At 74.5% G+C, this 13,964-nt stretch carries 13 protein-coding genes and 1 pseudogene; 7 read left to right on the forward strand and 7 right to left on the reverse strand.

The annotated features are described in order from the left end of the window. From EPD83_RS14925 to EPD83_RS14935, 3 genes and pseudogenes are all read left to right on the forward strand, one after another. A pseudogene (locus EPD83_RS14925) lies at positions 1-453 on the forward strand (hypothetical protein); the annotation flags it as partial. A gap of 133 nt (positions 454-586) precedes the next feature. After that, positions 587-1,321: an adenylyltransferase/cytidyltransferase family protein gene (locus EPD83_RS14930; protein ID WP_128368199.1), complete on the forward strand. Its 735-nt coding sequence runs from the start codon at positions 587-589 to the stop codon at positions 1,319-1,321. Positions 1,322-1,332: 11 nt separating this feature from the next. Next, a complete protein-coding gene (locus EPD83_RS14935; RefSeq protein ID WP_128368200.1) occupies positions 1,333-2,238 on the forward strand; it encodes a deoxycytidylate deaminase in 906 nt (301 codons plus the stop codon). Between the two features lie 366 nt (positions 2,239-2,604). Here the strand turns inward: EPD83_RS14935 and EPD83_RS14940 are convergent, their stop codons facing one another. The 6 genes from EPD83_RS14940 to EPD83_RS14965 form a co-directional block, all read right to left on the reverse strand. After that, complete coding sequence (locus tag EPD83_RS14940) at positions 2,605-3,447, reverse strand: hypothetical protein (RefSeq protein WP_165566789.1); 843 nt, start codon at positions 3,445-3,447, stop codon at positions 2,605-2,607. An 11-nt stretch (positions 3,448-3,458) separates the two neighbouring features. Next, positions 3,459-4,379, reverse strand: a complete 921-nt coding sequence (locus EPD83_RS14945) for a thymidylate synthase (RefSeq protein ID WP_128368608.1) — start codon at positions 4,377-4,379, stop codon at positions 3,459-3,461. 169 nt (positions 4,380-4,548) lie between these two features. Further along, entirely contained in the window at positions 4,549-5,241 is a 693-nt protein-coding gene (locus EPD83_RS14950) for an HAD family hydrolase (RefSeq protein ID WP_165566790.1), read from the reverse strand. Then, positions 5,238-6,794: a thymidylate synthase gene (locus EPD83_RS14955; protein ID WP_165566791.1), complete on the reverse strand. Its 1,557-nt coding sequence runs from the start codon at positions 6,792-6,794 to the stop codon at positions 5,238-5,240. The genes EPD83_RS14950 and EPD83_RS14955 overlap by 4 nt, the downstream gene beginning before the upstream one ends. Positions 6,795-6,828: 34 nt before the next feature. Beyond that, positions 6,829-7,299: an HIT family protein gene (locus EPD83_RS14960; RefSeq protein WP_205859552.1), complete on the reverse strand. Its 471-nt coding sequence runs from the start codon at positions 7,297-7,299 to the stop codon at positions 6,829-6,831. 75 nt (positions 7,300-7,374) lie between these two features. Next, a complete protein-coding gene (locus EPD83_RS14965; RefSeq protein WP_165566792.1) occupies positions 7,375-8,529 on the reverse strand; it encodes an aggregation-promoting factor C-terminal-like domain-containing protein in 1,155 nt (384 codons plus the stop codon). A 356-nt stretch (positions 8,530-8,885) separates the two neighbouring features. Here EPD83_RS14965 and EPD83_RS14970 point away from each other — a divergent pair, with 356 nt between their 5' ends. Both EPD83_RS14970 and EPD83_RS14975 read left to right on the forward strand, forming a co-directional pair. Then, entirely contained in the window at positions 8,886-10,409 is a 1,524-nt protein-coding gene (locus EPD83_RS14970; RefSeq protein WP_165566793.1) for a vWA domain-containing protein, read from the forward strand. 503 nt (positions 10,410-10,912) lie between these two features. Beyond that, a complete protein-coding gene (locus tag EPD83_RS14975; protein ID WP_128367955.1) occupies positions 10,913-11,218 on the forward strand; it encodes a hypothetical protein in 306 nt (101 codons plus the stop codon). 114 nt (positions 11,219-11,332) lie between these two features. Here the strand turns inward: EPD83_RS14975 and EPD83_RS14980 are convergent, their stop codons facing one another. Continuing rightward, positions 11,333-12,280, reverse strand: coding sequence for a hypothetical protein (locus EPD83_RS14980; RefSeq protein WP_128367954.1), 948 nt, complete (start codon positions 12,278-12,280; stop codon positions 11,333-11,335). A gap of 121 nt (positions 12,281-12,401) precedes the next feature. Here EPD83_RS14980 and EPD83_RS14985 point away from each other — a divergent pair, with 121 nt between their 5' ends. Together EPD83_RS14985 and EPD83_RS14990 are read left to right on the forward strand one after the other, a co-directional pair. Beyond that, positions 12,402-12,920: a peptidylprolyl isomerase gene (locus EPD83_RS14985; RefSeq protein WP_128367953.1), complete on the forward strand. Its 519-nt coding sequence runs from the start codon at positions 12,402-12,404 to the stop codon at positions 12,918-12,920. 34 nt (positions 12,921-12,954) lie between these two features. Beyond that, positions 12,955-13,854 (forward strand): rhomboid family intramembrane serine protease, encoded by a 900-nt coding sequence (locus EPD83_RS14990; RefSeq protein ID WP_128367952.1) that lies wholly within the window; start codon positions 12,955-12,957, stop codon positions 13,852-13,854. Positions 13,855-13,964: the final 110 nt, after the last annotated feature.

The following is a 13,964-nucleotide window of genomic DNA, read 5'->3' on the forward strand; positions in this document are numbered from 1 at the left end:
ACCTTCGCCACCTGGACCCTCGGCGCGCCGGACGTCGTCACCGCCGTGGCCACGCCCGCGCCGACCGGGGTGAACGGCTCGCTGGCCATCGCGCTGGGCACGCCGTCGGGCGCGACCGCGTCCCTGCACACCTCGATCCTCGCGGACAGCGCGACGACGGCCGCCGTCATCGGCACCGACGCCCGGGTCGACCTGCACAGCCGCTACTACCTGCCCGGCCCGATGACCCTCCACCAGTACGAGGGCCCCTCCCTCGCCTGGGCCGAGGCCGAGGCCGAGGTCGAGCACGACGCCCTGCACTTCGAGGCGGCCGAGACCGCCCGACGGATCGTCGACGGCGAGCGCGGGTCGCCGCTGCGGCCCTGGGCCGACACGGTGTCGACCCTCGAGGTGATGGACCGGGTCCGCGCCGCTACCGGGCTCACCTTCGACGACGCCCTCGCCGCCCGCTGACGCCCGCCGGTCGCCCCCTCCGCCCGCGACGCCGCGGGCTAGGCTGAGCGGCGAACGAGGCTCCCGAGCGGCGGAGCGCACGACCACCCGGGCCCGGCGAGCCGCGCACCGGGGCCGAAGGGAAGGGGACGCGGTGTCGTCTGACGCGGCCACCGAGGGCGCTCCCGGGACGCCGGTCGCCGAGGCGGGCGAGCCGGACATCGACCCGACGCTCAAGGCCAAGCTCCTCGAGGACGCCTCGAACTACGAGTGGCGCGCCACGGCCGACCTCGACCGGGTGGCGGCCATCTGCGCGATGCTGCGCCGCGAGGGCAAGCGCGTCGTCCTCACCAGCGGCTCCTACGACATCCTCCACGAGGGCCACAGCATGTACCTCGAGGCCGCCCGCAGCCTCGGTGACTTCCTCGTCGTCGGCGTCGACTCCGACGCCAAGATCCGCCAGCGCAAGGGCCCCTACCGGCCGGCCGTGCCGCAGGACGAGCGGGTCCGGATGGTCACCCACCAGCGCGGTGTCGGCCTCGTCGTCCTCAAGGACGTCGGCGAGGCCAAGTGGGCCCTGGCCAAGGCCGTCCGCCCCGAGATCCTCGTCGCCAGCGAGGGCACGTACACCCCGGACGAGGTCGACGAGCTCCAGGCCACCGTCTGCGACGAGGTCGTCGTCCTCCCGCGGATGGCGACCGTCAGCACGTCCGCCCGTCTCCGCCTCTTCCAGCTGCGCCTCGCCGAGCTCCAGGGCGAGCGCCTGCGCGAGCTCGTGCCCGAGATGATGGAGGCGATCATCCCCGAGGTCGTCGGCCGCGCCAGCCAGGCCCTCTCGGACGCCATGCCGGAGATGATGAAGAAGGTCACCCGGGAGCTCTCCTTGTGAGTGACGCGGACGTGACCACGCAGCTGCTGCTGTTCGCGCCGGTCATCCACCGGGGCTACGACCGCCTCTTCGACGAGTACGGGCAGCGGGCCGAGGTCCTCCTGGTCGGCGAGTCCTTCGCCCCCGACTACCCCGAGGTCCGCAAGGAGATCCGGGCGCTGCGGCCGCAGCGGGTGCTCGAGTACCTCACCGCGACCGGGCTGGCCCCGCGGGTCCGCGTCGTCGAGGTCGGCGACCTGCCCGGTGCGGTCGACGCCGACGTCCTCGTCGTCCCGGACGAGGAGCTGACCCGGGACCTCGTCGACCGGTTCGACCTCGCGTCCCGGGTGCGGGAGGTGCGCGTCGAGAGGACCTTCCTGCGCTGGGACCGCCGCTCGGTCCTGGCCGAGCAGGAGCCGCGGCCCAAGGCCGTCGTCGGCCTCACCGACCTCCAGCGGGAGCTGGCCGGCCGCACCCGCGAGCTCGCGGAGCACAGCTCGGACTGGTGGCGGCAGGTGGGCGCGCTCGCCGCCCGCGACCGGGAGGTCCTCGCCACCGCGTACAACCACCACCTGCCGACGGAGTACGCGCCCTACGTCGACGGCGACCCGCGGAACAGCTTCCACCGCGGCCTGCACATCGACCTCTCGACCGCCCTGCACGCCGAGGCCGCCGTCGTCGCCGCCGCCGCCCGGGACGGACTGAGCCTCGCGGGCGCCGACCTCTACGTCTCGACCTTCCCCTGCCCGGGGTGCGCCCGGCTCGTCGCCGCCGCCGGCATCGCGCGGTGCTTCTACGCCGGCGGGTACTCGATGCTCGACGGCGAGCGCATCCTCGACGAGGGCGGCGTGCGGGTCGTCCACGTCGACCTCGACGCCGCGGTCGACGTTGCGACGGGCCCCGCGGACCGGTCGACGCCGCCCGCCGGGTCACGCTGACCGGTTTGTCGGCGGGAGGGGTCGGCGAGGGCGGTCGGGAGGGGTCGGCGAGGGGGGTCGACCGGGGAGCAGCCACCTTCGCCTCGGCACCTTCGGGTTCGCCGGGGAACGGAAGGTGCGCGAAGCCGAAGGTTCCGGGATCAGGCGAGAAAGCTCAGGCGACCGCCTCGGCACCTTCGGGTTCGCCCACGAGCGGAAGGTGCGCGAAGCCGAAGGTTCCGGGATCAGGCGAGAAAGGTCAGGCGACCGCCTCGGCACCTTCGGGTTCGCCGGGGAACGGAAGGTGCGCGAAGCCGAAGGTTCCGGGATCAGGCGAGAAAGTTCGGACGACCGCGGGGGCGGGGCGGGGCGGGGTGTGACGGGGGGTCAGGGGGTGCCGGGGGTGAGGGTCGTGGGGTTGCTGCGGCGGCGTTGGGTCTGGACGCCGGGGAAGACGCCGCCGAGGTCGCGGAAGAGCGCCTTGTAGTTGTCGGGGTGCCGGTAGACCTTCTTCTGGTGGGTCTCGGGCAGCTCGTCGAGGACCGTGACGTCGTCCCAGCCGCCGGGCAGGGGGAAGGCGTAGTACGGGTGCGACGCCCCGCGGACGACGACCGCCGTGAGGGTGAGGCCGTGCGAGAGGGCGTGGTACGTGCGGTGCAGCCCGTCGCACACGAGCAGCACGGTCGAGCCGTCCGGCTCCCGGGACTCCTCGACGATCGGCGGGAGCAGGGTCACCGTCGTCCCGTCCTCGTCCGTGGTCGCGGTCGCGCCGTCGTCCTCCGGGGCGGTCGGTACCGCGGGCGTGCCCTCGGCGGCGGGGCGGCCCGGTCCGACGGTGGCGTCCCCGTCCTCCGGGGCCGTCGGTGCCGCGGGCGTGCCCTCGGCGGGGCGGTCCGGTCGGACGGTGGCGTCCCCGTCCTCCGGTGCGGTCGGTGCCGCGGGCGTGCCCTCGGCGACAGGACGGCCCAGCGCGATGGTGGCGCCGCCGTCCATGGCCAGGGGGTCGACGCCCCAGGGCCGCAGCGCGGTGCGCAGTGCGCCGACCCGCTCCACACCGCCGCGCAGGACGTAGTTCTGCGCCGGCACCACCGAGGCGGGGTCGAGCCCCTCGACGACCTCGAGCGACGCGTCGCGGTAGACGAGCGCGCCGTCGAACCCGCGCAGCCGGACCCGGCGCAGGGACGCGAGCAGCTCCGCGCGCGAGAACATCTCGACCGAGCGGACGTCCACGGCCGCCTCCGTCACGTCGAGACCGGGATCCCGGACACGGCCGGGTGCGGGTCGTAGTCGGTGAGGGCGAAGTGCTCGGGCCGGAAGTCGTGGATGTCGGTGACGGCCCGGCCCGCGTCGGTGAGGAGAACCGTGGGCAGCCGCCGCGCCGGGCGGGTGAGCATCCGGCCGACGTGCTCGAGCTGGTCCTCGTACACGTGGGCGTCGGACATCGTGTGGTAGAAGGTCGACGGCCGGTACCCGGTGAGCGAGCCGAGCATGAGCAGCAGCGCCGCGTACTGGACCATGTTCGACGGCACCCCGACGGGGACGTCGGCCGAGCGCTGGAACATGTGCAGGTGCAGCTCGTCGCCGAGCACCCGCACGTGCACCCAGCCGTGGCAGGGGGCGATGGTCGTGCCGGGCGTCTTGCCCTCGCCGCGCACCTGGTAGACGGGGATCCACGGCGAGACGAAGTGGGTCCGCAGCTCGGGCAGCTCGCGGATCTGCTCGACGACGTGCTGGAACTGGTCGAACGGGCCGCCCGGACCCGGGAAGTCGTGGAACGCGCCGCCGTACGACCCCGGGCCGAGGGTGCCCGGCTCGAGCCCGCGCTTGCTCGTCTTGGCCTCGGTGGCCCACTGCCCCCACCAGTTGCAGCCGAACTCCTCGAGCTCGGCGATGGACGTCGCGCCGTTGACGAACGCGCAGAGCTCCCCGATGGCCTTGGTCCAGAACGTGCCGAGACTGCGGTCGGTGACGAGCGGGAAGCCGTTGCGCAGGTCGTAGGTCGTCGTCTGCTGCATGAGCGTGAGCGCGGCCGGACCCTGGCGCGTCGGCACGCTGACCCCCTGCGCGCAGATCCGGCGCAGCAGGTCGCCGTACTGCGCGTCCGGCGTGCGTCGCTCGAACGGGTCGTACGCCGGGTCGAGGTGGGGCTCGGGAGTCGTCACGGGGTCTCTCTCACGACGGATGCTCGGCGGGGCCTGGCGGGGCGGGGGCAGACGGTGCCGGGCGGCTCGTCGGGGCCCGACGTCAGGACCCTACCGCCGCGCCGGCGGACGCTCCGGACCTCCCCCGGGACGCCGGCCGGACCGGGGCGGCGGGCGCCCGGCGCCCGGCTCACCGGATGCGCACCCCGGCGTCGAGGGCGGCGGCGACGAGGTCGGGCGTGAGGTCGGCGACCGAGGCGAGCCGCAGCGAGGGCACGAAGGACCTCTCGTCCCGCACGGCCTCGGAGGTCACGTGGACGGTGGCGACCCCGAGGGCGGCGGCGGGCTCGAGGTCCTTGCGGACGGAGTCGCCGACCATGACGGCGGCGCCGGGGGCCACGCCCGCCCGGGACAGCAGGCGCGCGAGCCCCTCGGGCGACGGCTTGCCCGTCCCGACGCGGAACGAGAACGTCTGCAGCGCCTCCGGGACGTGCTCGTCGAAGAAGGCGCCGTAGGCGTCGCGGACCGAGGCGAGGTAGGGCGGCCAGATGTCCGACAGCACGGCGAGGCCGATGCCCGCGTCGACGAGCGCCGTGAGGGCGGACAGCGCGCCGGGCACGGGCCGGGCGTCGTGCCGCTGCGCCTCCCACACGTCTCCGACCGCGGCCCGCAGCGCCGCCGCCGGGACGGCCGGCACCACCGGGGCCAGGGCCGCGGCGGCCTCGTCCGGACCCGCCGCGTCGGTCGTCATCAGGACCCGCTGCATCCGGCGGGCGGTCTCGCGGTCGGCGCCGACGAGCTCGGCGACCCGCCGCGCCGGCCCGCGGTCGGGGCCGGTGACCAGCGTCTCGCCGATATCGAGGACGACCAGCGCGGACGTCATCCGGGGCCACCGCCCGCGGCCCGGGAGCGCCCGGCCCGCCGCCCGCCGGTCCGGGCGCGCAGGACCTGCTCCTTGGTCATCAGCTCGCGGCCGAGCCACATCGCGTGCGAGGGCAGGCTGACCGCGAGGTCCCCGATGACCTCCCGCTCGATCGCGGCCGCCCGGTCGGCGCGGTACTGCTTGACGAGCAGCCCGTCGTAGCGGTGCTCGGCGACGATCTCCCCGGCCTCCTCGTCGACGGTGACGACGAAGTAGCCGTGCGGGTCCTCGCGCAGGGTGTGCCGGCCGGTCGCCGCGTCGACGTCCTCGTCCCGCGTCCACGCGGCCGACATGCTCCGGGCCAGGTCGTAGCGCTGGTGCCGGGGGTCGAGGCCGAGCGAGTGGCTGACCACCGACAACGGCCCGACCGGCATCCCCACGCGCTTCGCGACGTACGCCTGCACGCCCATGAGGCCGTAGACGTTCTGCAGCCAGGCGGTGAGCAGGTTGTGCGACCGGTACGTCGCGGTGAGCGTGAGCCGCCCCGCCGACCGGCGGAAGAACAGGGTGACGAGGCACGGCACCCCGGACCGGGCCCCGTTCAGCGGCAGGTCGTACTCGGAGTCCCACAGCGAGACGTACGCCCGGCGCGACTCGGGGTCCCGGCGCAGCCGCTCGATCACCGTGGACAGCGTGTCCGCGCCGTCGTCCCCCTGGGGGAAGTACCCGCGCAGCCGGTGGCCGTAGGTGTAGGAGATGTCCGGCGGCAGCGCGGCCTCGAGCATCGCCCTCTGGTAGGCGTGGAAGCGCTCGAGCGAGAAGCCGTACCGCTCCAGCGCCTCGGGTGGGTCGTCGACCGGCTCGGTGACGACGACGCGCGCGTTGAGCAGCTCCAGGCGCGGGCCGTCGGCCAGCGTCACCGGGTGGCCGAAGCGGGTCGTGCGGACGACGAGCTCGGTCCAGCACTCCAGCGGGCCCCGGCGCACGACCTGATGGGCGGTGACCTCCGAGGGCAGGTAGCGGTAGTCGTCGGGCAGGGCCGGCGGGATCTCGACCCGCAGCCGCTCGCGCGGTGGGCCAGGGGCGGGCGGTAGCCCGGCCAGGAGGTCGCCGAGCCCGGCCGCGCCCGGCCCGGAGAACGTCCCGAGGTCGTGGAGGGTGACCTGCTCGCGCAGCCGGTCGACGTCGAAGCCGTCGACGGGGGTGAGGAGCCGGCTCGTGCCCGGCACCCGCAGCACGGTCCGCCCGAGGACCTCGGCCTCCTCGACGCCGTGTTCCAGCAGCGCCGCGACCTCCCGGGTGGTCCCCAGCCCCAGGTCCTGCCCGACGGCGACGACGTGCCGGATCTGCGGGTTGTGGAGCAGGTTGCAGAACATCGCGACCATGCCGTCGCCGTAGAGGTTGGCGACGACGGCGACCCGGCTCGTGGCGGGGTCGAGGGCGCCGGGGGCCAGCCGCTCGATCTGCCGCAGCGCCGCCTCGACCGGGGTCCACAGGGTGACGACACCGACGTCCCCCACCGGGTTGACCGTCGTCAGGCGGTCGGCCAGGTACAGCGGCCGGAAGTCGAGCACCGGTGGATCTCCTCTCCCCGTCCGCGCGGCGACGTCAGTCGGCCCGCGAGCTGAGCTTCATCCGCACCGGCTCGTGGTCGGGGTCCTCGACGTCCCCGACGACGAGGTGCAGGTGCAGGTGGCTGATCGTGCCGCCGGTGTACGTGGGGTCCCCGTTGCGCGCCCCGAGCCCGTAGAACGCGAGGTCGTACTCGGCCCTGGCCCAGGCCAGGACGTCCCAGAAGTCCGCCTGGGCATCGGCGGGCAGGTCGGTCAGGTCGGTGACGTGGACCGTCGGGACGAGCAGCAGGTGCAGCCGGGTGCCCCGGTAGGGGTAGCGGTTGCGGGTGACCGTCCAGTGCGGCGTGCGGTGCAGGACCGGGTTGGCGCCGGTCGCCTCGAGCTGCCCGGGGCAGAAGAGGCAGAGGCCGGCCTCGGCGAGGCGCTCCATCTCGGCCAGCTGCTCGGCGGAGCGGTGGTTGCCCATCCGGTACAGCGACGCCGGGGCGTCCTCGGTCGGCTCCACGCGGGCCAGGGTAGTCGCTGCCCCGGACGGCCGGCCGGGCCCCGGCGGCCCCGCCCGTGCGGCGACCCGTCCGCCTCAGTACCAGTGCGGCGAGCGGGAGGAGAAGGCGTCGAGGGCGCCGCACGGCGAGCCGTAGGTGTCCTCGATGTAGCCCAGCCCCCAGCGGATCTGCGTCTCGGGGTTGGTGAGCCAGTCCTCGCCGGCGCTCGCCATCTTCCAGCCGGGCAGCGACTGCGGGATGCCGTAGGCGCCGGACGACGGGTTCGTCGCACTCCAGCTCCAGCCGGACTCGTTGTGCCACAGGGTGACGAGGCAGGCGAACTCCTCGTCGTCCCACCCGCGGTCGGTGACGAGCCGCTGGGCGATGTCCTGCGCCTCCTTCGGCGCCCCGGAGGCCGCCCCGGCCACCTGCAGACCGAGCAGGGCCGCGCCGTCCCGGGCCGCCAGCGCGCGCCGGGCCTCGAGGTCGTCGGCGTCCTTGCGCAGGGTCCGCAGCCGGGCGGTCATCTCCTCCTGCTGCGCGCTGAGCCGGGCGGCCTCGGCCCCGGCCTTCTCCGCCTCGCGGGTCGCGGCGGCGCGGGCGCGGTCGGCCTTGTGCAGCGCCCGCGCGCTCTCGAGCCGGGCCTCGGACAGCGCCTGCGTGCGGGCGGTGGCCTCGGCCTCGGCCGCGGTGGCGGCGTCGAGCCGCTCGCGCGCCTCGTGGGCGTCCTGGTCGAGCACGAAGGAGACGTCCGAGATGGCGTCCGGCGGCGTGAGCAGCATCGTCGTGAGGTTGGCGAGCTCACCGCCCTGCATGTACATGAGCGCGGCGTGGCCGGACAGCGCGCTGTCGGCGTCGTCGAGCACCCGGCGCGCCACCGCGAGCCGGGTGATGGCCGCCCGGGACGCGGTCTCGGCGGCGGCGAGCTCCTGCTCGGCCTCGTCCTGCGCGGACACGGCCTCGGCGACGTGGACCTGCAGCGCCTCCAGCCGGGCCTCGGCGGCGTCGAGCCGATCGGTGAGCTCGGCGATCTCGGCCGTGGCGGCCTCGGCGGCGTCGCGGGCGGCGTCGACGTCGGAGTCGCTGGGCACGCTGGGCTCGGCGCCCGGGGAGGAGGACGGGGACGGGCTCGCGGAGGCCGACGGGCTCGGGTCGTCGGCGGCCAGGGCCCCGGAGCAGGGCAGGCTCCAGCCCGCGACCACGACGGCCGCGACGGCGAGCCCACGACGGGCCCGAGGCGTTCGGACCATCCGAGAATCCTCGCTGGTCAACGGCCCGTTGTCACCCCGTCGCGACAAGATCGGCCGGACGGCGTCCTGGGGGGGCGCGCCGACGGGCGGGCCGACCCGGGGCTGGAGGGGTGCGGAGACCGGCGTCCGGGGGGTCCGCGGCCGCGGCCCGCGAAGGGGTCGGCACGGCCCGGCGGGTCACGGCGCGGACACGGACGGGACACGGGACGGTCGCGTCGGCCACGGGACGGCACCGGAACGGTCACGCGTCGATAACCGCTGCAGACGAACGGAACCCGCGCTCCCTAGCGTCGCTCCCAGCGAACGGCCAGCGGCCTCACAGAGGAGGCCGCGGCGGCGACGGAGGGAGCACGACGATGGGCACGAGGCACCGCACACCGGCAGTCCTGACCGCGGCGGCCCTGGCCGTGACGCTCGCCGGGTGCGCCGCCGGGTCCGACGGAGGCAACGGCTCGAGCGGGCAGGCGTACGACGGCGGACGCACCTACGCCCCCGGGCCCAACGGCGCCGCCGAGGAGCCCGCCGACCCCTCCCCGGGCGAGCAGGAGGGCGACCTCCGCTACCAGGGGCTCACCGACCCCACCCGGGACCCCCTGTCGACGTTCGCGCTCGACATCGACACCGGCTCCTACACCCGCTTCCGCGACGCCACCCGCAACGGCACCCGCCTGCCGAGCAGCGAGGTGCGCACCGAGGAGTTCGTCAACTACTTCCGTCAGGACTACACCCCGCCGCGCGACGGGCTGGCGGTGAGCATCGACGCCGCAACCCTCCCGTTCCAGCGCGACCACCGGATCGTCCGGGTCGGGGTGAGCAGCGCCGTCCCGGACTCCCGCGAACGGCCGGACGCCGACCTCGCGCTCGTCGTCGACTGCTCCGGCTCGATGGGCGAGTACGGGAAGATGGAGACGACGAAGGCGGCGCTGCGCACCCTCGTCGCGAACCTGCGGCCCACCGACCGCGTCGCCATGGTCTGCTACTCCACCGAGGCCGAGATCGCCCTCCGGCCGACGCCCGCCGGGGACCGGGAGAGCGTCGAGGACGCCATCGATGGGCTGGGGCCGCGCGGCTCGACGAACGCGGCCGCGGGGCTGGAGGCCGGGTACGACCTCGCCACCGACATGCGCCGCGAGGGCCGGATGACCCGCGTCGTGCTCGTCAGCGACGGGGTGGCCAACGTCGGGGAGCGGACCCCGGGCGGGATCCTCGAACGGATCGGGGCGGAGACCCGGCACGGGGTCAACCTCGTCTCGGTCGGCGTCGGCATCGCGACCTACAACGACACCCTCCTGGAGCAGCTGGCCGACCAGGGCGACGGCTGGCACGTCTACGTCGACACCGCCGCCGAGGCCGAGCGGGTGTTCGCCACCGGCCTCACCGGCTCGCTCGTCGTCGCGGCCACCGACGCCAAGGCCCAGGTGGAGTTCGACCCGCGGCAGGTCGCCGGCTACCGGCTCATCGGCTACGAGAACCGTGCCGTCGCGGACGAGGACTTCCGCGACGACGCCGTGGACGGCGGAGAGGTCTTCGCCGGGCACACGACGACCGCCCTCTACGACGTGGCCCTGCGCGGGTCGCAGCGCTCGTCGCGGCCGTTCGTCACCGCCACCGTCCGCTACCAGGACGAGCGCGGCGTGCCGGTGGAGCGCACCGGGGACCTGGCCGACGCCGAGTGCGCCGACGACCTCGTCGACGCCCCGCCCCGGCTCCAGCAGGACCTCGTCGTCGCCCTGCTCACCGACCACCTCGTCGGGGGTCCGTGGTCGGAGTACGTCGGGCCGCAGGACCTGCGCGACTACGCCGCCGTCCTGCCCGGGCTGCTCGACGGGGACGCCGACGTCGCTGAGCTCGCCGATCTCGTCGACGAGGCGGTGGCCTGAAGCCCGACGGCCCACCGGGCGGCGCGTCGGCAGGTGTACCCCCACCGGTATCCACACCCGGCGATACCGCCCCACCTGCGGGTTCACCACCGCGGAATGGTCCGATCGGGCTATACCGCTGACGCGCCGCCCGGGACTACGCTCGCCGCACCTTCGTTCCACTCCTGTCCGGGTGGGACGTCCGGTCGACAGCCGGGCGAGGTGGTGTCACTGCCGCGACACCACCGCGGCGAGCCCGAGCGCCAGGTCGTCGTCCGGGTGCTCGTCGTGTCGCCCTCTGGACCACGACGAGCGGACGTCCGGTCACATGCAGGGGCATCGGAGGTCCGATCGAGTCGCCGACGGCGGCCGCACCCCCGGGGTGCGGCCGCCGTCGGTGCGTCCGGACCCGGAACGAACCGGCGCCGCGGGATGGCTCCAGCGGGCTATGGGCCGCGGGCTCGATCCGGTCCTACGCTCCGGCCACGCCTCCTCCGAGCCCGAGGCGTAGAAGGAGCACCACCATGTCCGCACGACGTGTCGCCGCCACGGCGCTCGCCGCCGCCGCTCTCACGGTGACCGCCGCGACCCCCGCCTTCGCGGGTGAGGTGAACGGCAACGGCAAGGACCTCCCCCTCAAGGGGGCGTCCGAGTGCAAGTACTCCGGCCTCAACGACGAGATGACCGAGGAGGAGCCGTTCCGGACCCAGTCCTACGGCACCATCGTCGCCTTCCTCGTCCGCGCGACCGGGATGAACCCGCCCGCCCTCGGTGCCGTCGGCATCCCGGGCGACGCGTGCAACCCCAACGGCGGCGGCTTCGAGGAGTAGCCGACCCCACGCCCGTCCGGCCTCGTCCCGGACGGACGACGACGCCGGCCACCCCGCGAGGGGATGGCCGGCGTCGTGGTCGTCCGGGGCCGGGAGCCGTGGCCCCCGGCGGGGTCAGGTCCGGTCGGTGCCCTCGTCGAGGTGCGGGGTCGACAGGTCGGACGTGGAGCCCTCGGACGTCCCCGTGGTCGAGGGGATCTCGTCGCGCTTGTCGGTGGCGTCGGTCCAGGTCGCCGTGCCCTTGTCGGCCTCGCCGCCGGCGGCGGCCTTGGCCTCCTGGGTCTTCGAGGACGCCGTCTGCTTGGCGCCGGAGGCCGCCTCCGTCGCCTTGTCCTTGAGCTCGCCGGCCTTCTCGGCGGCGGCGTCCTTGGCCTCGACGGCCTTCGCCTTCGCGGTGTCGACGGTCTCGCTGACCCGCGTCGAGGCGGACTTCGGCGGGGTGTACGAGCCGGCGCTGGCCCACGGGTCGGGGCGCTCGGTGCTCTTCTTGTACGCGTAGGCGGCGGCCCCCGCACCGACGGCGGCGAGGACGAGCACCCAGCGGCCCTTGCCCGAGCTGCGCTTGACGGTGGCGTCGCCCTTGAGCACGGCATAGGCGTCCGGCGCGCGGTCGGCGGCCTCGACGGCCTGGTCCTTCGCGGTGGCGGCACCGGCGAGGATCGCGGCCACGGCGGTGGCGATCTTCGGCACGACCTCGTCGACGAAGGTGTCACGGGCCTGCTCGACCTTGGGGACGACCTCGTCGGCGTAGTCCTTGGCGGTGGCGCGCGCCTGGCCGGCGTAGTCCTTGGCGGCGTCCGCGTAGTCGTGGGCCTGCTTGCGGGCGGTGTCGTACTCCGACCCGGCGGTCTTCGCGAGCTTCTTGCTCTGCGTGCGCGCGTGCGCGTACTCGGACTCGGCGTTCTTGCGCAGCTTCTTGCTCTGCTTCCTGCTCTGCTTGCGCAGGTCCTTCGCCCGGTCCCGGGCGTCGTCCCGCGCGTCGCGGGAGGTCTTGCTCACGCGGTCCGCGGCATCGGCCACCGCGTCCTTGGCCTGGTCGGTCCTGCTCTTGCTGCCGAACACATGTCCTCCTTGGCTGGACGTCCTTTACCCCCCATCCTGCCCTGTTTCGCGGGGTCGGGGCACATCAGGTCCCGCCCTATGGCGCGTCGGGCGCCGCCGGGCCGCGTGAGAGGATCGGAGCATGAAGGCAACGCTGCACACCAACCACGGTCCGATCGTCGTCGAGCTCTTCCCGAACGAGGCCCCCAAGACGGTGAAGAACTTCACCGGGCTGGCCACCGGCGAGCAGGAGTACACCGACGACGCCGGCCGCTCGAACCCGACGCCGTTCTACGACGGCCTGATCTTCCACCGCATCATCCCGAACTTCATGATCCAGGGCGGCTGCCCGCTCGGTCGCGGCATGGGCGGGCCCGGCTACGCGTTCGACGACGAGATCCACCCCGACAAGCGCTTCGATCGCCCCTACCTGCTCGCGATGGCCAACGCCGGCATCCGCGGCGGCAAGGGCACCAACGGCTCGCAGTTCTTCATCACCGTGACGCCGACCCCGCACCTCAACGGCAAGCACACGATCTTCGGCGAGGTCGCCGACGGCGCCAGCCGCGCGGTCGTCGACGAGATCTCCGCCGTCCGCACCGGCGCCCAGGACAAGCCGCTCGACGACGTCGTCATCGAGCGCGTCGAGATCGAGGACTGACCCCGGCGCACCGCGTCCAGGGCAGGAACCCGCCGTGACCGACGAGCAGCCGGTCCCCCCGGCCGAGGAGCAGGTGCCGGTGTGCCCCCGGCACCCGGACCGCGAGTCCTACGTCCGCTGTCAGCGCTGCGGACGTCCGGCCTGCCCGGACTGCCAGCGCCCGGCCGCCGTCGGCATCCAGTGCGTCGACTGCGTCCGGGAGGGCGCGAAATCTGTGCGCCAGGCCCGGACGGTCTTTGGCGGGTCGGTCACCGACGGGCGGCCGCTGGTGACGATGACGCTCATCGGCGCCTGCGTCGTCGTCTTCGTGCTCCAGCAGGTCGTGCCCGGCCTCACCTCGCGCCTGCTGTTCGTGCCGGTGCTCGGCGACGTCCAGCCCTGGCGCTTCGTCACCTCGGTGTTCGCCCACGGCGGGCTGCTGCACATCGCGCTCAACATGTACGCCCTGTGGATCATGGGGCAGTACCTCGAGCCCATGCTCGGCCGGGCCCGGTTCGCGGCGCTGTACGCGCTGGCCGGCTTCGGCGGCTCGGTCGGCCTGTTGCTGCTCGCGTCGCCGCCGGCGGGCGGGGTCTGCACGCCGGGGTCGGCCTGGTGCACCGGGGCTCTCGGCGCGTCCGGGGCGGTCTTCGGGCTGTTCGGCGCCTTCATCGTCCTGCAGCGCCGGCTCAACCGGTCGGCGGCCGGGATGTACGTGATCATCGGCATCAACGCCGTCATCGGCTTCGTCTACCCCGGCATCGCCTGGCAGGCGCACCTGGGCGGCATCGTCGTCGGCGCCGCGGCCGGTGCGGTGCTCGCCTACCTCGGCCGGGGCCGGGCCGAGGGCCCGCTCGGCGAGCGCCGGCACCTGGGCTGGATGCACTGGGCCGGTCTGGCCGGGATCGCCGTCCTCCTGCTGCTGGTCACCGCGGTCCGCTACCTCGCCGCCTGACCGGGCTCCGGCCGGTCGCGGCGACCTCGCCGCCCCCGCGGCGGGTTACACGGATGTTATTCGTCCCCAGTGTGGACAACCCCTGTGGACGGACCTCACCGAATGCGGGA

The organism is Phycicoccus flavus (assembly GCF_004025965.2).
GTDB classification, from domain to species: Bacteria; Actinomycetota; Actinomycetes; order Actinomycetales; family Dermatophilaceae; genus Phycicoccus; species Phycicoccus flavus.

What these genes read in the sequence shown, in the direction of transcription:
- EPD83_RS14985 (WP_128367953.1), top strand. Translation starts at nt 12,402, where the DNA reads ATGAAGGCAACGCTGCACACCAACCACGGTCCGATCGTCGTCGAGCTC.
- EPD83_RS14970 (WP_165566793.1), top strand. Translation starts at nt 8,886, where the DNA reads ATGGGCACGAGGCACCGCACACCGGCAGTCCTGACCGCGGCGGCCCTG.
- EPD83_RS14950 (WP_165566790.1), bottom strand. Translation starts at nt 5,241, where the DNA reads ATGACGTCCGCGCTGGTCGTCCTCGATATCGGCGAGACGCTGGTCACC.
- EPD83_RS14975 (WP_128367955.1), top strand. Translation starts at nt 10,913, where the DNA reads ATGTCCGCACGACGTGTCGCCGCCACGGCGCTCGCCGCCGCCGCTCTC.
- EPD83_RS14965 (WP_165566792.1), bottom strand. Translation starts at nt 8,529, where the DNA reads ATGGTCCGAACGCCTCGGGCCCGTCGTGGGCTCGCCGTCGCGGCCGTC.